General features: G+C 67.1%; 18 protein-coding genes and 4 pseudogenes. 13 read left to right on the top strand and 9 right to left on the bottom strand.

Annotated elements, in window-relative coordinates:
• Window positions 1-52: 52 nt before the first annotated feature.
• On the top strand, window positions 53-3,151 hold the full coding sequence (locus JOD64_RS04015; protein WP_307813222.1) for a beta-L-arabinofuranosidase domain-containing protein: 3,099 nt from the start codon (window positions 53-55) through the stop codon (window positions 3,149-3,151).
• 138 nt (window positions 3,152-3,289) lie between these two features.
• Here the strand turns inward: JOD64_RS04015 and JOD64_RS04010 are convergent, their stop codons facing one another.
• On the bottom strand, window positions 3,290-4,282 hold the full coding sequence (locus JOD64_RS04010) for a helix-turn-helix domain-containing protein (RefSeq protein WP_204940966.1): 993 nt from the start codon (window positions 4,280-4,282) through the stop codon (window positions 3,290-3,292).
• 582 nt (window positions 4,283-4,864) lie between these two features.
• Between JOD64_RS04010 and JOD64_RS32785 the strand changes: the two are divergent.
• Window positions 4,865-4,972 (top strand): annotated as a pseudogene (locus JOD64_RS32785) (transposase); the annotation flags it as partial.
• A gap of 109 nt (window positions 4,973-5,081) precedes the next feature.
• Here JOD64_RS32785 and JOD64_RS04000 read toward each other — a convergent pair.
• Window positions 5,082-5,708: a mycothiol-dependent nitroreductase Rv2466c family protein gene (locus JOD64_RS04000; RefSeq protein WP_204940965.1), complete on the bottom strand. Its 627-nt coding sequence runs from the start codon at window positions 5,706-5,708 to the stop codon at window positions 5,082-5,084.
• 330 nt (window positions 5,709-6,038) lie between these two features.
• On the opposite strand from JOD64_RS04000, the pseudogene JOD64_RS03990 reads away from it, so the two are divergent.
• The 4 genes and pseudogenes from JOD64_RS03990 to JOD64_RS32780 all read left to right on the top strand — a co-directional run.
• Window positions 6,039-6,329 (top strand): annotated as a pseudogene (locus tag JOD64_RS03990) (transposase); the annotation flags it as partial.
• Window positions 6,326-6,520, top strand: a complete 195-nt coding sequence (locus JOD64_RS03985; RefSeq protein ID WP_204940963.1) for a hypothetical protein — start codon at window positions 6,326-6,328, stop codon at window positions 6,518-6,520. The pseudogene JOD64_RS03990 and the gene JOD64_RS03985, both read left to right, overlap by 4 nt.
• A gap of 69 nt (window positions 6,521-6,589) precedes the next feature.
• Entirely contained in the window at window positions 6,590-6,997 is a 408-nt protein-coding gene (locus JOD64_RS03980) for a DUF2267 domain-containing protein (RefSeq protein ID WP_307813221.1), read from the top strand.
• 157 nt (window positions 6,998-7,154) lie between these two features.
• A pseudogene (locus JOD64_RS32780) lies at window positions 7,155-7,414 on the top strand (helix-turn-helix domain-containing protein); the annotation flags it as partial.
• 180 nt (window positions 7,415-7,594) lie between these two features.
• On the opposite strand, the gene JOD64_RS03975 reads toward JOD64_RS32780, so the two are convergent.
• The 3 genes from JOD64_RS03975 to JOD64_RS03965 all read right to left on the bottom strand — a co-directional run bounded on the left by JOD64_RS03975 (window position 7,595) and on the right by JOD64_RS03965 (window position 12,126).
• Window positions 7,595-8,881, bottom strand: a complete 1,287-nt coding sequence (locus JOD64_RS03975; RefSeq protein ID WP_204940962.1) for an MFS transporter — start codon at window positions 8,879-8,881, stop codon at window positions 7,595-7,597.
• Window positions 8,882-9,575: 694 nt separating this feature from the next.
• Window positions 9,576-9,908, bottom strand: coding sequence for a hypothetical protein (locus tag JOD64_RS03970; protein ID WP_239559391.1), 333 nt, complete (start codon window positions 9,906-9,908; stop codon window positions 9,576-9,578).
• Between the two features lie 448 nt (window positions 9,909-10,356).
• Window positions 10,357-12,126: an LVIVD repeat-containing protein gene (locus JOD64_RS03965; protein ID WP_239559389.1), complete on the bottom strand. Its 1,770-nt coding sequence runs from the start codon at window positions 12,124-12,126 to the stop codon at window positions 10,357-10,359.
• A gap of 278 nt (window positions 12,127-12,404) precedes the next feature.
• Here JOD64_RS03965 and JOD64_RS03960 point away from each other — a divergent pair, with 278 nt between their 5' ends.
• A complete protein-coding gene (locus JOD64_RS03960; protein WP_204940961.1) occupies window positions 12,405-13,106 on the top strand; it encodes a DUF305 domain-containing protein in 702 nt (233 codons plus the stop codon).
• 88 nt (window positions 13,107-13,194) lie between these two features.
• On the opposite strand, the pseudogene JOD64_RS03955 reads toward JOD64_RS03960, so the two are convergent.
• Window positions 13,195-13,614, bottom strand: a pseudogene (locus JOD64_RS03955) (IS701 family transposase); the annotation flags it as partial.
• On the opposite strand from JOD64_RS03955, the gene JOD64_RS03950 reads away from it, so the two are divergent.
• Complete coding sequence (locus tag JOD64_RS03950; RefSeq protein WP_204940960.1) at window positions 13,554-14,384, top strand: SdrD B-like domain-containing protein; 831 nt, start codon at window positions 13,554-13,556, stop codon at window positions 14,382-14,384. The pseudogene JOD64_RS03955 and the gene JOD64_RS03950 overlap by 61 nt on opposite strands.
• Before the next feature lie 135 nt (window positions 14,385-14,519).
• Here JOD64_RS03950 and coaD read toward each other — a convergent pair whose 3' ends face one another.
• Both coaD and JOD64_RS03940 read right to left on the bottom strand, forming a co-directional pair.
• Window positions 14,520-14,996, bottom strand: coding sequence for a pantetheine-phosphate adenylyltransferase (coaD, locus tag JOD64_RS03945; RefSeq protein ID WP_204940959.1), 477 nt, complete (start codon window positions 14,994-14,996; stop codon window positions 14,520-14,522).
• Window positions 14,997-15,450: 454 nt separating this feature from the next.
• The gene (locus JOD64_RS03940) at window positions 15,451-16,338 is read right to left on the bottom strand and encodes a LysR family transcriptional regulator (protein ID WP_204940958.1); all 888 of its coding nucleotides are present in this window, start codon (window positions 16,336-16,338) and stop codon (window positions 15,451-15,453) included.
• Between the two features lie 216 nt (window positions 16,339-16,554).
• Between JOD64_RS03940 and JOD64_RS03935 the strand changes: the two genes are divergently transcribed.
• From JOD64_RS03935 to JOD64_RS03915, 5 genes are all read left to right on the top strand, one after another.
• Window positions 16,555-17,361 (top strand): GNAT family N-acetyltransferase, encoded by an 807-nt coding sequence (locus JOD64_RS03935; protein WP_204940957.1) that lies wholly within the window; start codon window positions 16,555-16,557, stop codon window positions 17,359-17,361.
• A gap of 254 nt (window positions 17,362-17,615) precedes the next feature.
• A complete protein-coding gene (locus JOD64_RS03930; protein WP_204940956.1) occupies window positions 17,616-17,963 on the top strand; it encodes a PadR family transcriptional regulator in 348 nt (115 codons plus the stop codon).
• Between the two features lie 2 nt (window positions 17,964-17,965).
• Window positions 17,966-18,346, top strand: coding sequence for a DUF1048 domain-containing protein (locus tag JOD64_RS03925; RefSeq protein ID WP_204940955.1), 381 nt, complete (start codon window positions 17,966-17,968; stop codon window positions 18,344-18,346).
• Complete coding sequence (locus JOD64_RS03920) at window positions 18,343-19,155, top strand: ABC transporter ATP-binding protein (RefSeq protein WP_204940954.1); 813 nt, start codon at window positions 18,343-18,345, stop codon at window positions 19,153-19,155. The genes JOD64_RS03925 and JOD64_RS03920 overlap by 4 nt, the downstream gene beginning before the upstream one ends.
• The gene (locus JOD64_RS03915) at window positions 19,152-19,916 is read left to right on the top strand and encodes an ABC transporter permease (RefSeq protein ID WP_204940953.1); all 765 of its coding nucleotides are present in this window, start codon (window positions 19,152-19,154) and stop codon (window positions 19,914-19,916) included. The genes JOD64_RS03920 and JOD64_RS03915 overlap by 4 nt, the downstream gene beginning before the upstream one ends.
• Before the next feature lie 332 nt (window positions 19,917-20,248).
• Here the strand turns inward: JOD64_RS03915 and JOD64_RS32775 are convergent, their stop codons facing one another.
• Window positions 20,249-20,506 (bottom strand): aldo/keto reductase, encoded by a 258-nt coding sequence (locus tag JOD64_RS32775; protein WP_307813218.1) that lies wholly within the window; start codon window positions 20,504-20,506, stop codon window positions 20,249-20,251.
• Between the last annotated feature and the right edge of the window lie 309 nt (window positions 20,507-20,815).

The following is a 20,815-nucleotide window of genomic DNA, read 5'->3' as shown; positions in this document are numbered from 1 at the left end:
CAAGAGGCTGGCCGAGCGGTCAGTACGGACCGACATGTGAGGACGATTCCAAGTGACCCAACCCGACAAGCGCCCCATCAGTCGGCGCAAAGTTCTTCAGGCATCAGCCATCGGTGTGGCCGCGGCGGCCACCGCAGGCGCGTTGCCGGCGACAGCCGCCGAGGCGGCACCAGCCCTCGAGGCGACAGCAGGCCTGAGCACGCTCGCCGCGACCCCGGCCGATCTCGGCCCCGGCGCTACCGCCCCAGTCAGGCCGTTCCAGCTGCGTGACGTAAAGCTGGGCAACGGATTGCTCCAGGAGAAGCGCGACCGCATGAAGGCCTGGCTCCGGCAGTTCGACGAGCGCCGGTTCCTCGTGCTGTTCAACAACCAGGCCGGTCGGCCGAACCCGGCGGGCGTCTCCGTCCCTGGCGGCTGGGAGGACGGTGGACTGCTGAGCGGCCACTGGGCCGGCCACTTCATGACGGCCCTGGCGCAGGGCTACGCCGACCTTGGTGAGCCGATTTTCAAGAGCAAGCTCGACTGGATGGTCAATGAGCTCGCGGCGTGCCAGGCGGCGATCACCGCGCGGATGGGCGGGGGCGGCCCGGGCGGTGAGGAGCCGCAGGAGCCGCAGATCGGTCGGGTGCCGGGCCGATTCGGCAGCGGCCTGCGCCTGAACGGCCCCAGCCGGGCGCAGCACGTGACCCTGCCCCAGGAGGCGATCAGCCAGCTCGCCGACTTCACCATCGCCACCTGGGTGAACCTCGCGGCCACTCAGAGCTGGAGCCGGCTGTTCGACTTCGGTCAGAACACTACGGTCAACATGTTCCTGACCCCGCGCGCCGGTGTCACCGGCAACGTGCCGAGGTTCGCGATCACGGTCAGCGGTGGCGGTGGGGAGCAACGGATCGACGGCAACGCGGCGTTGCCGACCAACCAGTGGGTGCACCTGGCCGTCACGCTCACCCAGAACACCGGCACGCTGTACGTGAACGGTCAGCAGGCCGGCCAAAACACGGCCATGACGCTCAGCCCGGCCAACCTCGGGAACCCCGGCAACCGGTGGATCGGGCGGTCGCAGTACGGCGATGCGTTCCTGGACGCGAGCATCGACGAGTTCCACATCTTTGACCGGGCCCTGAGCCAGGCGGAGGTCCGGTCGATGCTGGACTCGCCGACCGGGAGTACTGCCGGCGGGTCGATCGCCTGGTACCGGTTCGAGGAGGAGGGCGGTACCGCGATCAAGGACGCCTCGCCCAACGGCCGGGACGGCGGCATCGTCGTGGCCCAGAGCAGCGGGGCCGCCGACTGGGTGCCGACCCACCCGGGTTATCTGGGCGCGCTGCCGGAGGACACGGTGCTGCGGCTCGGTCCGCCGCGGTGGGCCGTCTACGGCGGCAACGCGGGCACCAACACGTGGGCGCCGTGGTACACGCAGCACAAGATCATGCGCGGTCTGCTCGACGCGTATTACCACACCGACAACCACAAGGCCCTCGACGTCGTGGTCAAGATGGCCGACTGGGCGCACCTCGCGCTGACCATCGGGGACAAGAACCACCCGCAGTACGCGGGCCCGATCACCCGGGACAACCTGAACTACATGTGGGACCTCTACATCGCCGGCGAGTCCGGCGGCGCGAACGAGGTGTTCCCTGAGATCTACGCGCTCACCGGCGACGCGAAGCACCTGGACACCGCCAAGCGCTTCGACAACCGGGAGTCGCTCTTCGACGCCTGCGTCGAGAACCGCGACATCCTCGTCACGACGCCACAGACCCGGCCCGGTCGTCGCCGCCCGGATCGGCTGCACGTCAACATGCACATGCCGCAGTTCGTCGGATACATGCGTGTCTACGAGCACAGCGGGGACCCCGAGTACTTCCAGGCCGCGAAGAACTTCTTCGGCATGCTCGTCCCGCACCGCAGGTACGCACACGGTGGTTTGGGCGGCAACTACCCCGGGTCCAACAACAACACCGAGTTGTTCCAGAACCGGGACAACATCGCGAACTCGATCGCCCAGGGCGGTGCGGAAACCTGCAGCGCGTACAACCTGCTCAAGCTGGCCCGCAATCTGTTCCTGCACGAGCACGACCCGGCGTACATGGACCACTACGAGCGGGGGCTGTTCAACCAGATCGCCGGCTCGCGGGCCGACACGACGAGCGTCAGCAACCCACAGGTCACCTACTTCCAACCGTTGACCCCGGGCATCACCCGCAGCTACGGCAACACCGGGACCTGCTGCGGCGGGACGGGCCTGGAGAACCACACCAAGTACCAGGAGACGGTGTACTTCAAGTCGGCCGACGGCACGACCCTGTGGGTCAACCTGTACGTACCGTCGACGCTCACCTGGGCCGAGAAGGGCTTCGTCGTCACTCAGGAGACGAGCTACCCGCGGGAGGACCACACCAAGCTGACCGTCAACGGCAGCGGGCCGCTCGACATCAAGCTGCGGGTGCCGGGCTGGGTGGAGAAGGGCTTCCACGTCAGCATCAACGGCGTCAGCCAGGACGTCGACGCGAAACCCGCAAGCTACCTGACGTTGAGCCGTACCTGGGCGCCGGGCGACACCATCGAGATCCGGATGCCGTTCAGCATCCGGATCGAACGGGCGATCGACCGCCCCGACACGCAGTCGATCTTCTGGGGCCCCCTCCTCATGCAGATCCTCGGCAACCCCGGCAGCGGCAACTACCGCGAACTGTCCCTCTACCGGCACCTGAAGCGGGACGGAGACTACTCCCGCGCGGCGATCACCCAGGCCGGCACCACGGCGGGGGGTGACCTGCTCTTCACCACCCACGGCTTCAACCTGCGGCCGTACTACATCGGCGATGCCCAGGCCGCCTCGTCGTACTTCCGGCGAGTCGAGCCGACGATCGTGTTCGGGTCGGTCGACACCGGCGTACCGAACCACAAGCGCAACGACGGCCTGCCGAACTACGACGTACCCGTGCAGGGAATTACCTCACCCGGCACCGACGGCCCGACCTTCCTCGACCTGGTCTGGGATGAGGCGCCCTTCAAGAATCACGGCCAGTTCGTTAGCACCGTCACCCGCATCGCCGAGGAGTTCCTCGATGCGGGCGTCTTCACCGCCGCTGAGAATGACCTCATCGTCTCCCACGCGGCCCGGTCGAACAAGGAACTCGCTCCATAGGAGACACCGGCCGTCGTCGAATCCGCCCACCAAAGGCCGCGGCCCGGTCGACTCTAGTCGACCGGGCCGCGGTATCGCCCACATTCCGCTGGGCAAACGCCTTGACGCTGCCCCTGCCGAAGATATCGTCCGCGCAGGTCACGCGGCATGCTCGTATTCGTGGAGGATGCCGCCGAGGCGCTCGCGTCTTCGTATGTTGAGGTAGGCCAACTTGTCCGGATCGGTGACCTGCGCGGGCAACGGGTGCAGCGGGCGGGCGTTGGCTATGCCCTGGTGAGGCCGGTGCCCGTTGTAGAACTGTTTTCTCGGCATCCGGATGCCGCTCAGCACGATTTCGATGCCCGCGTCCGCGAGGACGGCGTCGAACAGCTCGGGGAACTTGCCGTCCCGGTCCCGGATCATGAACCGCGCCCGGTAACCGGCGTCTTCAAGGTCCATGACGAGGTTCTTCGCGGCCTGCACCACCCAGGACGCTGTCGGGTGCGTGGTGGCGCCCAGGATCCGGATCCGGCGACTGCCGTGCTCGATCACCGCGAATACGTACATCCTCGCCCCGGTCAGGGTGACGGTCTCCAGGAAGTCGCATGCCAGCAGGGCGTCGGCCTGGGAGCGCAGGAAGTCGGCCCAGGTGCTGGAAGCCCGGTCGGGTGCCGAATCGATGCCTGCCTCCTTCAGGATCTCCCACACGGTGGAGGCGGCCACCTGCACCCCCAGAACCAGCAGTTCGCCGTGCAGGCGTCGGTAGCCCCAGCTGGGATTTTCCCGGGCCAGGCGGAGCACCAGGGCGCGGACGGAACGCAGGGTCCGCGGCCGGCCCGGGCGCTTCGGCCGGGACATGTGCGCGTGGCGGCGGGCGACCAGGTCGCGGTGCCAGCGCAGCACCGTGTCGGGGCGGACCAGCAGCCGCACTCTGCGTAGCACATCGCGCGGCAGCCGGTGCAGCAGCGCCGCCAGGAACGCCCGATCACTCGCGTCGAACCGCACCTTCTCCTTGCCGAGCTGGCTTTCCAGCACGGTGATCTGATGGCGCAGGGCAAGGATCTCCACATCCTTGTCCCGATTGCTCATCGGTAGCAGGCGCAGCACCGCGAACGCGTTCGTCACACCCATGTAAGCCAGTCGCAGCAGCACGGCGGACCATCATGCCGCAGCGATCACCAGCCGCGCGAGATCCCAGCGCAAGCAACTGGGTCAAGACCCCCGACACCCCGTACACCGACTCCCACCAGGCCGGATGAGGTTTTCGGCAGGGGCAGGGGCAGGGCTGAAGCGCGTCGATCAAAGCCCGCGCCTGGTCGCGCACATCCTCGCTGTGTTGGTCCAGAGACAACCAGCCCGGCTGCATGGTGCTGTTCGCTTCCTGCTCGTACGCCTCTTCGCCAACGGATGCCGGATCGGTGCCGAGTACCCGGATCGGGACGGACTGGCATGGCCGGGCATTCCGGACGACCCGTCTGCTCGACGGATCGAGCCCCACCTCCGGATCTTAGTCGCCCGCCTCAGGCGCGGTCACGAGCACCTCACCAGGGTGCGCCGGTGATGGTTGCGTCCACGAAAGCGGAGTACGACTTGCCCGTGATGGGCGTGTTGCGTAGATGAGAGACGGCCACCGCGCGAAGCTTCGAGACGGCTAAGAGTTCCTGACAAAATGATCTCTGGGCATGCTGTCCCTTGTAGAGGTTGATCTACGATGTCGGGCCGTGCGGCGTCCCGGACCGGCAGGTGCTGTGCGAGATCTTGTTCGTGTTGCACATCGGCATCCAGTGGGAGCTCCTGCCCCAGCAGCTGGGGTTCGGCTCGGGGATGACCTGCTGGCGGCGACGGCTACGCATCCGGCGGGAACGCCGCGATGACATGCATGAAGCCTTCCCTCGGCCTCGCCACCTGCATCATCACGTACCGACACGTCCTACGACTTTGTTAGGAACTCTTAGTCGAAGCGCAGGCTGCCCGTCCGTTCCCGCTTCAGCTCGAAGAAGTCCGGGTGTGCCGAGAGGGTCCGCACTGCGTCGAAGAACCGCGCCGCCTCCTCGCCCCGCGGGATGCTGTTCATCACTGGGCCGAAGAAGACCGTTCCGTCGATGTGCATCGTGGGCGTGCCCACATAACCGCCCGCCGCAGGATCCTTGCCCGCGTCGTGGCTGCGCTGGAGGGCGGCGTCGTACGCGGCCGAACGCGCCGCCTCCGCGAGGCTCGCGGGGAGCCCGAGCTCGGCCAGGGACTCGACAGCGACCGCGTCGAAGTCCTCCATTCCCTTATCGTGAATGCGGGTGCCGAAGGCGGTGTAGAGGCCGCGGAGTACGTCCTCGGAGTGGTGCTCGGCCGCGGCCGTGGCGACGCGGACCAGGCCGAGGGAGCGATCGACAAGATCGCGATACCAGCCGGGCAGCTCGTTGCCCTCGTTGTGCAGATACAGGCTCATGACGTGAAATCGGACGTCAAGGTCGCGCAGCGGCTCCACCTCGAGGATCCACCGCGAGGTGATCCAGGAAAAAGGGCAGGCGGGGTCGAAGTAGAAGTCGACTCGGGTCTGCGGCGTGGATGCTTCACCTGTCATGGCAGCGATGTTACGCACGGCTTGGAATGCTTAAGGCCCAATACCATGACGAAATCCTGGTCCACTTCGGTAGCCCTGGGCGTGGATCTCCATCTGGACCCGGCCCCCCGGCGAGCGGCCGCCGGTCCGGGCTCGAACAGGCACTCCGGGTGCCATCCGTACCGGGCGGCTCGCCCCGCACACCCGGATGCCCGCCACCCGCAAGCTGGACGTCGAACTCGGCCTGTCCCGGGGGACGGTGCAGGTGAGGTTCCCCCGGTAGCTCGGAGGATTTCGATCCTGTTCTGATAAAGCGGAAGGGAGTCCTCCGAGGTCGCCCAGAAGAAGTACCCCGACGAGCTGCGGGCTCGTGCGGTGCGGTTGTACCGGGAGTCTGATCCCAGGCCGGTGATCCGGAAGTTGGCCGCCAAGCATGGCGCGCATCACGAGGCGCTGCGCAACTGGATCCGCCAGGACGAGGCCGACCGCGGCGAGCGCGGCGACCGCCCCACCACCTGGAAGCTGGAGGAGTTGCGGCGCCTGCACAAGGAGAACGCCGAGCTCAAGCGAGCAAACGAAATCTTGAAGGCAGCGAACGCTTTTCTCGCCCTGGAACTCGGCCCGACCTGGCGATGGTCATGAGGCTCGTGGACGAGCTGCGTGACCGCCTCGGGGTCGAGCCCGTCCTCCGGGTGATCGGCGTGGCCACGTCAACTCGCGTGCACCCGCGGGCTGCCGTAGGTGCCGCCCGACCGGTCGTGCACCGCCCGGATCTGGTCGAGCAGCTCGGCGTGGTCACGGCGGCATGCGCCGCGGAGGCTTCCGGCCACTGACGCGGCGGGCGCCGTTTCACCCTTGGACGCGCGGGTAGACGCAGCATTCGCGGCAGGAGGGGGTTCGAGGTGCAGTACGCGGAGTTCATCCAGTCGGTGGCGACGCGACCGAAGATGTCACCGACGTTGGCCGAGCCGATCACCCGTGCCACGCTCGCGACGTTGGCGGAGCGGCTCAGCGGTGGCCAGGCACGGGATCTCGCCGTGCAGCTCCCCGAGGGGCTGCGGGGAGACCTACGCAAGCCCGACGAGGAGGCCGAACCGTTCGAGCTTCCCGAGTTCTTCGAGCGGGTGCAGCAACGCGCCGCGGTGGAGTTCCAGACGGCGACTGACGGGGTGCGCGCCGTGCTGGACACGCTGCGGGACGCGGTCAGCGCGAAGGAGTACGAGGACTCCATCGCCCAGTTGCCGAAGGAGTTCTGGCAGCTGACGGGGCCGGCGGCCACCCGGCTCGAACCCCGCCGGATTGGCACGTAGGCCCGGCGGGGCCGTTGCGTTGAGGGATCGGCGGACGTGTTGAACCCATCTCGGTCCGAGGTCAGATCGCCTGAGCGAGTTCAGTGAACGCCCCGCGGATCAGCTTGTCGAGGACGCCGGGGTAGATCGCGGCGGCGTCGGTGACCACCTCTGCCGGGTGTCGCCTTCAACGTCGAAAGCGCCCGTCGGAAGAAACCGCCGGGCCGCGTACCCCGGCACGGTCCCGCTGTCCAGCCGGACCTGAACCACCTCGCCGAGCGCCTCCGCAACCACCGCCAGCAGCGTCGATCCCGGTGGCGGCGTCTGGACCCGGCCGCCAAGCCCTGCTCACCATCGCTCATCTGCCACACCTACGCCCAACTCGCCGCCGGGTTCGGCATCGGCGTCGCCACCGCCTGGCGCTACGTCTGCGAAGCCACCGATCCTCAATAGCTGTCGGCCAGCTATATACGCGGAGTTGGCGGGCCCAGGTTAGTCGCTGACGTCACGAGTTGCATCGAGCCGTCTTTCACTTTTCTGAACCATGCCGGCGCTTCTGGAGGTTTCGGGGTGCGCACGTCTACGTGCCAGGCCACCCCTCGCCTCGTTTCGGTCTCCTCATTCCCTCCGGGCGAGTGTCACGAACCGCGCCGCCACCGCGGCGAGCACGGCGCCGGTAAGGACAATGAAGCCCGCCGTGAGGAACACCATCTGCAAGGTTGTCGACGAAACAAGGATCGCGCCGAGGCCAGACCCTGCCGCCAGGGCTATCTGAAGGTTCGTCACATTCACCGCCGATGCGGCCTCCGGGGTTTCCGGGGCGGCGTCGAGTATCCAGACCAGCGTTCCTGGATTCACGATTCCCCAGAGCAGGCCCCACAGCACGAGCAACAGGCCAGCCAGCCAGGGTAAGGAGCTCGCGCACGCCAGCCCGATGAGTAATGCGGCCACCACCGTCGCTGCCCCGGCGAAGCTGCCGATCACTCCGCGCTTGAACAGCGATCCGGCGACGATTGAGCCGACGATGCCACCGCAGCCGTAGATGACGTAGAGCAGGGAGATCACGCCGCTGGACAGTTGTGTGTGGTCCATCAGGAACGGGGTGATGTACGTCCAGGCGGTGAACTGTCCGATGAACACCACCGCGCCCGCTGCCATCCCAAACCGGGCGGCCCGACGCGTCACGACTCCCACGAGATCACGCAGGTGCGTACGCCCGTCCGGGGGAATACCCGGCAGCACGACCGTCTGCGCAACCACGACAAGCAGTGTCGCCGCCGCCGCAATGGCGAAAGCGAGACGCCAGCCGACGAGGTTGCCAAGGAACTGTCCCGCAGGCAGCCCCACCACCGTCCCACCCGAAATACCCGCCGCGATGATGGTGATGGCGCGAGTGCCGCCGGCCCGGCCCACCAGCTTGGGTCCGACCGGTGAGACCACGGTCCAGAAGGCTCCGAGGGTGGCGCCGAAGAGCATGCGGGCGATCAGCACCAGGACGAAGTTCGGCGCCACCGCGACGACCGCGTTCGACACAAGCACCGTCAGACCCAGGACAAGGATGACCGAGCGCCGGTCGAAGCGGGCGGAACCGAGGAAGAACAGCGGCGCTGACACCGCGGCGCTGAAACCCGGCACGAGCACCATCAGCCCTGCGAGGCCGAGCGAGACATCCAGTCCGTCGGCAATCTGCGGCAGCAGCCCCACCGGAAGCGTCTCCGTCATGACGATGACGAACGCGCCGAGCGCGAGCGCACTGACGGACGCCCAGCCCCGCCTGCTACCGGGCTCCGCAGCAGCGCGGACAGCTGCAGGCTCGATCGGGACGGCCGCGCTGCACGACGATGTCGTGACCACGCGCACCTGCGATGCGTGGTGTGCCGGCGTCGCCAGTTCGGATTCGATCATGAGTTCTCCTCACTCATCGCATGCTCCTGGAAGGGCTCGGCTTTTTAAGCACCCGAGGGTGTTCCGCGCGAGTCACGCGGGCAGTCAAGACAACTCACGTTGCGATCTAGCCGCTTGAGACCAGTGGGCGGCTGCCCGGTTGCGTGGCGGTGTTAAGCCTTCAGTTCATTTCTTGCTCCCTTCTCGGTGAAGTCCGCCTTTCGCCGAAGCCGGGTTGTCGTTCCGTGCCGCATATGCGGTGCTGGTGTGAGCGGTCGTCCCGTCTAGTTGGTGTCAGATTCGTCGCGCGGTTTTTGTCGACTACGTCGCAATCTCGGTCGGGCCTCGACGCCCGCCCACCGCAGTCGGTTCCGCGGCTGATGACTCCCGCATGCTCGGTCCTCGAGTAGCGGCAGGTGGTTGGCCCGATGAGTTCGGTCGCTCCGTTCGACCATGACGCTACATGGACGATATAGTCCAGTCCAAGACGTCGCGGCATCGCTCGCAAACGTGTGCACCCCTGGCTCTGACCCTGCCGGGTCTGCGGCTTGCTTCGATCATGAGGAGGTCAGGGGGATGCTCGATGGCCTGGCTTGCTGGTGCACCGATCATCCGGCATGCTCCATCAACGCTTCCGGAACTCATGCCTGGACCTTAGCGTCCAGCTGTGGGTTAGAATGTAGCAGTGAGTTCCCCCGCTTTGATGGAGCGGTGGTTACCCGCCGCCGGATGGCGAAGGGGCAGCGATAGTTGGTTCGGCTGGTTTTTTCTGGCGGATGTGCCAGGCGGTCTCGTACTCGTCGGGGCTATCCACCACGATGCTCTGCACCGAGACGAAGGCGCCGGCGTCGTCGTCCCGGGCGGGCTGGTTCCATGCCTGGTCCGGGAAGGGCACCTCGCGGCCGTCGCGTAGCTCCGCCACCGTGGCGGGCACCTCGTCGCCCCACTTGGGGAAGTTCACGAAGATCCGGCCGGTGGGCATCGGCCCGGTGAAGGTGTGCACGAGTTCGAGGTCGCCGACGAGTTCGTCGGCCAGGGGCCCGTTCATCCGTTGCTACTCGGTGTTCGGAACGGCTGGCGGGAATCGCGTATTCGGTTGGTGCGAGTGCCCGGTTGCGAACGCGGACCCGGTCACGGTCTGTTGTCGGATGGCTGGTCTGGTGAGGCGGCGGATGTGGATGGTTGGAGTCGGTCGGCGGATTTGCCAGTACGCCGGTGCGCGGCGCGGTGGTCGTCGGCTACGTCACGTCGGTCGGGCCCCGCCTGGCGGACGCCGAGTTCGGCACCGACCAAGACGACGCGGGTACATGGGCTGCGCGGTGCAGGACATCGCGGCCCGCCCGCCGCGCCCGCGTTGGCGATGACGGTGGGCTCACCGCCCTCGAGAACGCTGACGCAGGCCGGGTAACGGCGGTGACGGCGTCGCCTCGGAGACGGGCTCCGGCCCGGCGGAGATCCGCCGGGCCGGAGCCGTCATGCTGTTGACGGGCCGTGCTTTAGCTCGTCGTCACGGAACCGTTGACCTTGCTGTCCCGCACGGTGCCACCAAGGGCGTGCACCGAGCCGTTCACACGGCTTTCCACGATCGACACTACCGAGGCGTCGGTTGCGGTGACCGAGCCGTTGAGGGTCGAGTTGAAGGCGATTAGCCCGGCGCCCGGAGCGACCTTGATCCTGCCGTTGACGGTCGCACCGTCCAGGCAGGTGATGCCGGACGTGACGGTGAGTCCGCCGTTCTGGCGGTTGCGCAGGACGCTGGTGCAGGCCGGGTAGCTGGGCTGCGTCTGCACGTTCAGCTCGACGAAGGCGACCGCCCGGGCGTTGTTCGTTCGCGGGTCGTCCAACTTGAGGACGTCGAAGCCCTTCTGGATATCGTTCGAGTAGATGTAGCCGTTGTGGTAGTACGCCGACCACGCCCCACCGAGGATGCGGCGGGTGTCGGAGAGCGGGCCCCGCTCCCAGTAGGCGATCTCGACCGGGTTGGCCGAGTCGGTGAAGTCGATTACCGAAATGCCGCCCTGGTACCAGGCCTGGACCATGACGTCGCGGCCCATGGCGGGGATCAGCGAGCCGTTGTGCGCGACGCAGTTCTCCAGGGTCGTGTTCAACCGTGGGATCTTGAAGTAGCTCTTGAAGACCAGCTCGCGGTCGGCACCGGAACCCACGATGTCGTAGATCGCGTCCGCGCCCTGGTTGGCCCGGTAGGTGCTGGTGCAGATCGCGCTGCTGCCACCGCCGAGCTCGTCGGTGAAGACGACCTTGGTGCCGGCGTTGTTGAAGGTGGCCGAGTGCCAGAACGCGAAGTTCGTGTCCCGGACCTGGCTGAGGATCACCGGGTTCTCCCGGTCGGAGATGTCGAACAAGACGCCGTCACCCATACAGGCGCCGGCGGCCAGGTCCAGCTCCGGGTAGGCGGTGATGTCGTGGCAGCCGCTGGTGGAGCCGGCGCCGTTGGTTCCCGGGAAGAGAATCGGGGTGGCGACCACTGAAGCGCTGGCCGGGTTGTCCACCGGCACCTTGATGATCGAGATCTTGTCGTGCGGCGGCTTGCAGTAGAAGGCGCCGCTCGACGGGCCATACGACTGGACGTAGACGTAGACGCTCTTTCCGTCCTTGCTCGGCACCAGCGTCTGGGTGTGCGAACCGCAGTCGGTCCGGACCGACTTGACGTACCGCGGATTCGCCTTGTCGCTGATGTCGAAGATCCGGACGCCCTCCCACGAGCTCTGCTGTGCGGAGGAGCCGCTCGTGCTGTTGCACGAGTCGTTGCTGCGGGGCGCGTCCACCGCGAGGAACAGCAGGTTGCCCATGACCGACGGGTCGCCCTGCGAGCCGGAGCAGACTACCTGGCTAACCACCTGAGGCGAGCTGGGGTTGCTGACGTCGAGAACGTTGAAGCCCTCGTAGTTGCCGGCGAAGACGTAGTTGCCCTGGAAGGCCAGGTCCGAGTTATACGCCCCCTCGCTGGCGAACCCGCCGAACTTGGGGATGTTGGCGATCTGCCGGATGTTGGGGCTGCTGGCGATCTCGTCGACGCCCGGAGTGGTGTTCGCGGCAGCCACGTCGTTGGCCGCCTCCTCGGTGATGCAGTACTCGGCGAAGTTGTCGCCGGCGGCCTCAAACGATTCGCAGATGTCTGTGCTGCCGCTGGAATCGGCGGCGCCGCTCGCCGGCGCCGCGGCCACGACGGCCGTGAGGAGAAGGGCGCCCGTGGCGGCCAGACCGATGGCCAGCCACCGGCTCTCTTGTGGAGTTCGTCTTAGCATTGTGGACACCCCTCGTTCATCGGGTCGGCACAGTAACGGGACGATAACCCGGTGTCCGGCGCCAAGATTGTGACCCAGCTCACAAATTGCACGGGCCTCTGATCACGGTTGCGTTAAACTGGTGGGCATGAGGCGGCACGAATAACCGCAGGTGGGGCTAGTAGAACCTTTTCGCTGCCGTGATCTTCCCGTGCAGGTCAGGCTCGCGCTAACATCCCGGCCAACCTCGGTCAGATGGCGGGAGTCGATTTGTGCTAAGTGTACGGATCCGAGCGCTTTTGGGACGCTCGCGGGCGATTGTCCTCGTCGAGCTGGCGGTGCTCGCCGTGCTGACCGTCGGGGCGGCGGTGGTCGTCTGGTGGCCCGAGGGCCGCCCGGAATCGGCCGCGACGGCCAGCCCCCAGGCATCTCTCGACCTGCCCGGTCTGCCGGACGCGACCGCGCCGGTGCTGATGCCCGCGGCGCCCGGCGAGCCGGCGAAGACCGTCCGGGCGAACGAGAAGTCCCCCGCGCCGCGTCCGACGTACAACAACGCCGACATCCGGTTCGTCACGATGATGATTCCGCATCACGAGCAGGCGCTCGTGATGGCCCGACTGGCGGCGGACCGGGCAGCGAACCCGCAACTCAAGATCATTGCCGACCGGATCCTGGCGGCGCAGGAACCGGAGATCAAGACGCTGGAGACCTGGTTGACGGACCGGGGCTTGGACCGGAACTCCGGCGGCGGCCACCAGCACAGCATGGCCGGCATGCAGACGGCGGAGGCGCTGGAACTCCTCACCGCCGCCCGAGCCGACGAGTTCGACCGGATGTTCGTCGACATGATGGTCGAGCACCATCAGGGCGCGATCGACATGGCGGGCGAGGTGCTGGCGCTCGGTGTCGACGTCATCGTCAACGAGACGGCCAGCAGCGTCGTCGTCGAGCAGGGCGCAGAGATCAACCGGATGCGGCAGGCACTCACCGGCGCGAAGTAGCCCTTCGCCGACACGGTGCCAGGTGCCATCCCTGTGCTGGTCCAAAATGTAGCCGCAGGGTTCGACTATGGCTTTTAGTACTCCAACGTCAGATCGCCTGTCTGCGCTGGTAGTTGGACCGTCGGGCTCGGGCTTGGGATGTTCGACGCCAGATCGACCAGCGCAGCGTGTGCTCTGGCGGTAGCGACGCGGCGAGGACGAAGGCGTTGAGGAGGCGGCGGATCTCGGCGACGGTCAACGCGATGATCGTCGGGGCAGCGTCGGGCTGCTGCGCGGTGGCGGCGAGAATGGTCAGGACGGCCGGGGCGAGCATGGCCAGGGTGACGAACCGGTGCCAGCCGGTCCAGCTGCGGACCTGGTAGTGGTCCAGGCCGACCTGGCCTTTGCCGGTCTGGAACAACTCCTCGATGCTCCAGCGGGAGCCAGCCACCCGGACCAGGGTGTGCAGTGGCATCGGACGCGGTGACCAGCACAGGTAGAAAGCCAGCTCGCCGGTGGTGCGGTTGCGATCATCTGCCGGGCCAGGGCAGGCTCGCCGCCGGCGCCACCAAGACCGTTCGGATCACCGGCAAGACCAACCACGTGGCGTGGCAGTCCGGCTACGGATTCGTTGCCTTCTCGCTTGCCGCCGACAACGGAGAGGCCAACGACGCCGACAACATCACCAGCGTGCGGCTGCTGGTGGCGGGCGTCTTCGACGATCTCGGCGGCTACGTCTTCCAGGGTGAGTCCTATGGCGCCGAGTGGACGCCCCGGACGTCTGGCGTCTCGGGTGTCAAGGTCGTCGCCACCAGTGCCGGCGGCAAGACGAAGTACGCCGAGGCCATCACGGACGCCAAGGGCCTGTTCCGTTTCGCCCACCTCCCAGCCGGCGACGTCCTGCTGACCTTCACCGCCCCGGCGGGCTGGAAGATCCTGGCCGGCGAGAACGGCGAGGACGACCACACTCTGGCGCAGGTGCGCGCCGACGACAGTGACGAGCCGCGCGTCTTCGTGCCGGCGAAGAAGGTCGCCGTGAGCTCGCCGAGCGTCTCGCCGTCGGCATCGCCGTCGGCGTCGGCCTCGCCGTCGGCGTCGCCGTCGGCATCGGCGTCACCGTCAGCATCAGCGTCGCCGTCGGCGTCGCCGTCTGCGTCCGCGTCGTCGAGCGCCGGCCCGGGCCTGCCGGTCACCGGCGACAACACCATGCTGTTCGTCGGCGCGGCTGCGGTCGCCGTCGCGGTCGGCATCGCGCTGGTGCTCGTCGCACGGCGCCGCCGTGTACGCCTGCAGGCCTGATCGGCCGAGATCGCTCCAGCGGCCGAACACCCGCAGGCTGTAGCGTCCCCCGCTATGTCGAGCAAGGCGAAGGGCGCCGAGGCCCCAGCACCCCGCTGGAGCCTCGGCGCCGCGACCCCGGCCGCGACAACGCCTTCAACGCGCGCTCCGTCGAACATCCTCGGCTTCGGGACCTTCCTGTGGGGTCTGTGGCGTTGAATGGGCCGACTGCGCCGAGCGGTATGCGCCTGCGGCCGTGGACGAGATGGCAGCCAGGTCCGGACGGGGCGGGAACCAGACGGTCTGCATGCCGAGTTGCTCGTTCATCGCGGCGAGCTGGTGCTCGTAGCGAAGGTCCGCGGCCGTGCGCACGCCGCGGACGATGACCGTGGCACCGCGGCGCGAGCAGTAGGCAGTGATCAGGCAGGTCCAGGTTGCCACCTCGATATTGCCCCAGGCCGCCGGTACGGCGTCGCGCACGAGTGCGGCCGTGGTCGTGGCCTCGGTGGTCGATTGTTTGTCGGCGTTCACCGCCAGCAACACGATGACCCGGTCGAACATCACCCGAGCACGGTCCACCAGGTCGCGGTGCCCTGGGGTGGACGGATCGAACGTACCGGGATAGACCGCCAACGAACCGGCGCTACTCCACGATGCGACGTAGCCGTCACTGCGACTCCCACCGCCTGGCCACGATCATCCCAGCCGTACATGTGCCGACGCGACTCTGGGCTTGTCGTCGCCGACATCCTGATCTGTCGCTGGCAAAGCGGCGGCTGATCGTGGGCGTGCTCCCCGATCGACTGATTCGGCTGCGGGGACCAGCGCTGGTGCCAACCCAGGCACTGGGCCGGCAGCTCACGATCGGTCGGCGGTCGGCGGCCCAGTGTTAGCCCGGTTTAGGGGGAGCAGGTTGGGAGCAGCGGGGTGCCCTGAACGGCCTTGAACTGCGCCCAACGGCGTCGAACGGCGCTCAACTGCACCCACCTCTGTCTGCGGCTCCACGTTGCCGCAGGTCAGAGTGGGTGCGGCGTCCTGGTTCCCGCGGAGTGCTCCGCGGTGGGGTGTTAACCGTCTCCTGCTCTTGCTACGGGGTGTTCTGCGCGTCCCTGGCGGCTTCGACGAAGGCGCGGATCAGCCCGGTTTCGCTGGCGCTGCGCCACACTGGCGCATACCGCAGGACCGGTCCGTCGACAACGGGCACGAACGTGATGTCCGGGCGCACCCGGGAGGCGGCCACATGGGGCCCGATGGGGGAGATGATCAGGCCGGCACTGATCGCCGTGAATGCCTCTTCGAGGGTGTCCACGGTGATTCCACATCGGATGGGCCGGCCGGCGGGTGTCACGGATGGCGTGTGCGCCTCCCACACGTAGCCCGGAATCGGCCCCTCGGGACCCACTACCGGGTGGTCGCCGAGCTCCTCCATCGCGACCCGGTCCCGATCGGCCAGCGGATGATCGGAGCCGACGGCCAGCACCAGGCGCTCGCTGTACAGATGCGGCCCGACGGTGAGGTCGGGTTCGCGGACCGGTAGCCAGAGTATCCCGACGTCGACCCGGCCGGCGCGCAGTGGACCGAGCGGGTCGGTGGGAAGGATCTCACGGGTACGCAACGTGCACTGCGGATGTCGCTGTCGGAACAGGTCAAGGACGGCCTGCATTTCCTGGTGATGGGGACCCATCGTGCCAATGGTCAGCGTGCCGATCTGCCCGCGCGCGGCGGCGGTAGCCTCCTCGATGCCGGCCATGATCTCGCGGTAGCCCGCGTCGAGTCGGTCGCGAAGCCGCTCGCCGAGCGGGGTGAGCCGCACGGTGCGGCTGGTCCGCTCGAACAGGGCTGCGCCGATCCTGCGTTCCTGCTGTTTGATCGACTGACTGACTCGCGCCTGAGACACTCGGAGTCGCTCGGCCGTCCGTCCGAAGTGGAGCTCCCCGGCCAGGGTCAGGAAGATCTCGATGTCACGCAGCTCCACCGAGCCAGCTCCCTCCGGTTGCAGGGCGTCCGAATCCCGTCGCAGGCCCGCGCAACACCGAAGTGTAAGGCGGTGACGAAGGCGCGTCTCCCGACCGTGATCCGGGCCACGGTCGAGGTGCAGGCAGGGCAGGGCGTCGATCGATAACCCGCGACTTAACCGGCGGTTCGATCTTTGGCGTTGTTGCGCACCTCGGGTGCGGCGATCGTAGGTTCCGTGAGCGAAACGTTAAGCGACATCGTGGCGGTGCCGGATCGCCCCGGGGTCTCGCGGTGGCAGGCTGTGGTGCCAGGCGGCTCCGTGGCCGGGTTGGCCGCCCTGCGGTCGATCATCCCGTTCTGGCACGACCTCCTGCCGCCTCCGACTGCCGCCACCCGGCCGGGTGTCCCCGAGCTGACCTTGTACGTGGAACCGGAGTGGCGGCGTCGTGGCATCGGCTCACGGCTCCTGGCCACAGTCCGGGCGCACACCGCCGAGCCTCGCCTGTTCGCGGACGTGGCCGCGGGCGCGCCGGGGGAGGCGTTCTGTCTGCGGCACGGGTTCCGGCACGCCAGATCCAAGCGCCTCGACCTCCTCACCTACTGCGATGTTCACTGGGCCTGGCTGGGCGAGATGGTCGACGCAGAGCCTTCCGGATACCGACTAATACACCGGACCGGGATTCTTCCGGCCATGCGCCGTGTCGAGGAATTGCGCCAAAGTCCGAGCCGCACCGGTGACACTGTCTTGACCGCCGCCGAGACGGACGGCGACCTGGCGGCCTACGCGGTAGCGGTCGTCGGCGCGCTCTCCCCGAACCGCGCGCGTCAGTACGGGCCGGCGGTGCTCCCCGACCATCGCGGACGGCGGCTGGGCGTCTGGGTCAACGCCGCCCTCATCCAACGACTGCGTGAGGTCCATCCGCACGTTGACGAGATCGAGACCTTCACCGACGAGGGCGACACCCACCTGCTCGCGGTCCGCGAGCACCTCGGTTTCCGCCCTTCCGGTCGAACGCGCCGCTATGAGCTCGCCCTGCCGTAGTCGCGTCCGCAACCCCAGAACCAGGTGGGACCGAAGCCGCTGCGCACTATCGAAGAGAGGTTTGTCATGAAACGGTCAGAAAAGTGCACTTGCTCTGCTCGCGCTCTGTCTGATCACAGTGGGCCTTCGCCCCCGAACCCGCACCGTCGTTCAGGTGGTCCGGGCGCACCTCGGTATTCAGCGTTGCTATCTACCGGTACCTAGTGTTACGGTCTACCGGTAGTAGCGTCGCTTGGTAGCGAGGGGATGATGGCATGGGCAACCAGATGACAGAGATGCTGAAGGGCACTCTCGAAGGCATCGTCCTGGCGATCCTGGCCCGCAGGTCCGCATACGGCTATGAGATCACCGCGTGGCTGCGCGACCGCGGATTTTCGGACATCGCGGAAGGCACTATCTACGCGCTGCTCGTCCGCGTCGAGCAGCGCGGATTCGTGGACGTGGAGAAGGTCCCCTCCGCGAAAGGGCCTCCGCGGAAGGTGTATTCGCTCAACGCGAAGGGGCGAGAGCAACTCGCCGAGTTCTGGAGGACGTGGAGCGTCCTCGCGGAACGCATCGAGCAACTCCACCACAACGACAACCAACACAACGAAGGAGCATGAGCATGGCCGCGAAGTGGATCGAGACGCTCGTCGGGTCACTTGATCAAAAGAGGCAGTACAAGCACCACATGGCCCGGATCGAGGCCCTGCCGCAGCCCTATCGCAACGCGGCCGAGGCTCTTCAGCGGTACTTCATGTACCAAGGAGGGATCCTCGACGGCGACACGCTCATCACGATGCTCGGCGACTTCGTCGAGCTCTGGGAGCGTGCGGTCGCCGACGGAACGCCGGTCCGCGCGATTGTCGGCGACGACCCGGTCGAGTTCGCCGAAACGTTCCTGCAGGCGTACTCCGGCAAGCAGTGGATAGACAAGGAACGCGTGCGCCTCCGGAAAGCGATCGACGCCGCCGCTGGCGACAACGGCGAGGAGAAGAGCGCATGACCACCAACACGCGCGAACCCGCGATCAGGGTGCAGGCCATCACGAAGTCCTACAAGGACCTGCACGTGTTGCGGGGCGTCGACTTCGACGTTGCAGCCGGGAGCATCTTCGCTCTGCTGGGCTCGAACGGCGCCGGAAAGACCACGCTGGTGCGGATCCTGTCGACGTTGCTGAAGGCGAACACCGGCACCGCGACAGTCCACGGCTTCGACGTCTCCTCGGCCCCGGGCGACGTACGGAAGTCGATCAGCCTTACCGGCCAGTTCGCCGCGGTCGACGAAGTGCTCACCGGCCGGGAGAATCTGGTCTTGGTCGCGAAGCTCCGCCATCTGGAGAATCCGGGTGCGATCGCCGACGACATGCTCGCCCGTTTCTCGCTCACTGATGCTGGGAATCGCCGGGCGGCGACGTACTCGGGCGGCATGCGCCGGCGGCTGGACATCGCGATGAGTCTTGTCGGGAACCCGCCGATCGTGTTCCTCGACGAGCCGACCACCGGCCTCGACCCGCAGGCCCGCATCGAGGTCTGGCAGGCGGTAAGGCAGCTCGCCAAGGAGGGCACAACCATCCTGCTGACCACCCAGTACCTCGACGAGGCAGAGCAGCTCGCCGACCGGATCGCGATCCTGCACAAGGGCACGATCATTCAGAACGGCACTCTCGCCGAGCTGAAACAACTCATCCCGTCCTCCAAGGTCGAGTACGTCGAGAAGCAGCCGACCCTCGAGGACGTCTTCCTCGCCCTCGTCGCCGACACCGGTGACACCGCCGACGGGGCAGCCGTGCCCGCAGGAAGGGAATCCCGATGACCGCCCACGTCCTCAGCGACACCGCAACCCTCACCGGCCGCTCGCTGCGTCACATCCTCCGCAGCCCGGACACCATCATCACCACGGCGGTCACCCCGATCGCGCTGATGCTGCTCTTCGTGTACGTGCTGGGCGGAGCCATCAACACCGGAACCGACGAGTCGTACATCAACTACATGCTCCCCGGCATCCTGCTCATCACTATCGCAAGCGGCATCGCCTATACGGCGTACCGCCTGTTCCTCGACATGCAGGGCGGCATCTTCGAACGCTTCCAGTCGATGCCGATCCCACGACCGTCCGTGCTGTGGGCGCATGTCCTGACCTCACTCGTCGCCAACCTGGCCTCGATTGTGATCGTCACAGGCGTCGCGCTGATCATGGGGTTCCGCACCGGCTCATCCGTGGCCGACTGGCTCGCCGTCGCCGGCATCCTGATCCTGTTCACCCTCGCCCTCACCTGGATCGCCGTGATAGCGGGCCTGTCCGCCAAGACCATCGACGGCGCGAGCGCCTTCAGCTACCCGCTGATCTTTCTGCCCTTCATCAGCTCGGCGTTCGTCCCCACCGACTCGATGCCTGGCCCGGTCGCGTGGTTCGCCGAGAACCAGCCGGTAACGTCCATCGTGAATACTCTCCGTGCGCTGTTCGCGCAGCAACCCGTCGGCAACGACATCTGGACCGCCCTCGTCTGGTGCGCCGGCCTGCTCGTGGTCGCCTACGCCGCCGCGACGGCGATCTACCGCAAGAAGATCAGCTAGCCGATCGCAAGAAGACAGCGCCGTATCCGCATGGATGCGGCGCTGTCCCCCTGCGCAGGTCTGCCACCCTGAGCGCGGCATCAGGCTGACCGGGGGCTGAGTCGCTCCGCGGATACGTCAGCATACGGCTGGTAGCGTAACTCGCTCGGGTGAAGGATGGGCGGTTCGTGGAACTCAGTATCCACCCCGACCTGGCGGGCATCATGGCGCAGCTCGGCCTGATGTCCTGACACTCGTGTGAAGGCGGCGCAGCAGGCTGTGACATCCCGCGGCGGCGTCCGAGGCGGCGTTCTCCTCCACCCTGCTGACCCGCTTGGTGCCGGGGATGGGCACTATGTCGTTGCCCTTGGCGAGCAGCCATGCCAGCCGACCTGTCCCGAGGTGGCGCCAGCCTGCTCGGCGACCGCCTGCACCTGGTCGGCGAGGCGGACCTTGCGCTGGAAGTTCTCGCCGGTGAATCGGCGTTGTTCTTGCGGAAGTCGCTGTCGTCGAGCTTCTCGACGTCGGCCGGGGGTGCGCAGGGCGTCGGTGAGGAAGCCCCGGCCGAGCGGGGAGTAAGCGACCAGGCCGATGCCGAACTCGCGCAGCACGGGGGCAGATCCTCTCTTGGTCGCGGGTCCACAGCGAGTATTCCGACTGCAGCGCGGTCAGGGGCCGCCGGCGGTGGACCATGCGCTGGAAACCCGCCCTGAACGCCTTCGACATCGCCTTGGAAGGACGCCTGTCCGCAGGCCGCAAGTAGCCGTCAACAACCCGAGTTGCACCGTTCGATTGACAGACTCCCTTCCCGCCGGCCTGTTCCGCGCAGCCGAGCGCTGATTGGGTTACATCACCAGCGGCGGCAGCGAAAGCAACCTCTACGCCCTTTACCTGGCCCGCAGCCGTTACCCCGATCGAGG

It is taken from the genome of Micromonospora luteifusca, from assembly GCF_016907275.1.
Taxonomy (GTDB): domain Bacteria; phylum Actinomycetota; class Actinomycetes; order Mycobacteriales; family Micromonosporaceae; genus Micromonospora; species Micromonospora luteifusca.
This window is presented reverse-complemented; position numbering and strand designations above follow the sequence as displayed.

What these genes read in the sequence shown, in the direction of transcription:
- JOD64_RS04000 (WP_204940965.1), bottom strand. Translation starts at nt 5,708, where the DNA reads ATGACAGGTGAAGCATCCACGCCGCAGACCCGAGTCGACTTCTACTTC.
- JOD64_RS03965 (WP_239559389.1), bottom strand. Translation starts at nt 12,126, where the DNA reads ATGCTAAGACGAACTCCACAAGAGAGCCGGTGGCTGGCCATCGGTCTG.
- JOD64_RS03930 (WP_204940956.1), top strand. Translation starts at nt 17,616, where the DNA reads ATGGGCAACCAGATGACAGAGATGCTGAAGGGCACTCTCGAAGGCATC.
- JOD64_RS03975 (WP_204940962.1), bottom strand. Translation starts at nt 8,881, where the DNA reads ATGATCGAATCCGAACTGGCGACGCCGGCACACCACGCATCGCAGGTG.
- JOD64_RS03920 (WP_204940954.1), top strand. Translation starts at nt 18,343, where the DNA reads ATGACCACCAACACGCGCGAACCCGCGATCAGGGTGCAGGCCATCACG.
- JOD64_RS03985 (WP_204940963.1), top strand. Translation starts at nt 6,326, where the DNA reads ATGAGGCTCGTGGACGAGCTGCGTGACCGCCTCGGGGTCGAGCCCGTC.
- JOD64_RS03970 (WP_239559391.1), bottom strand. Translation starts at nt 9,908, where the DNA reads ATGAACGGGCCCCTGGCCGACGAACTCGTCGGCGACCTCGAACTCGTG.
- JOD64_RS03925 (WP_204940955.1), top strand. Translation starts at nt 17,966, where the DNA reads ATGGCCGCGAAGTGGATCGAGACGCTCGTCGGGTCACTTGATCAAAAG.
- JOD64_RS03915 (WP_204940953.1), top strand. Translation starts at nt 19,152, where the DNA reads ATGACCGCCCACGTCCTCAGCGACACCGCAACCCTCACCGGCCGCTCG.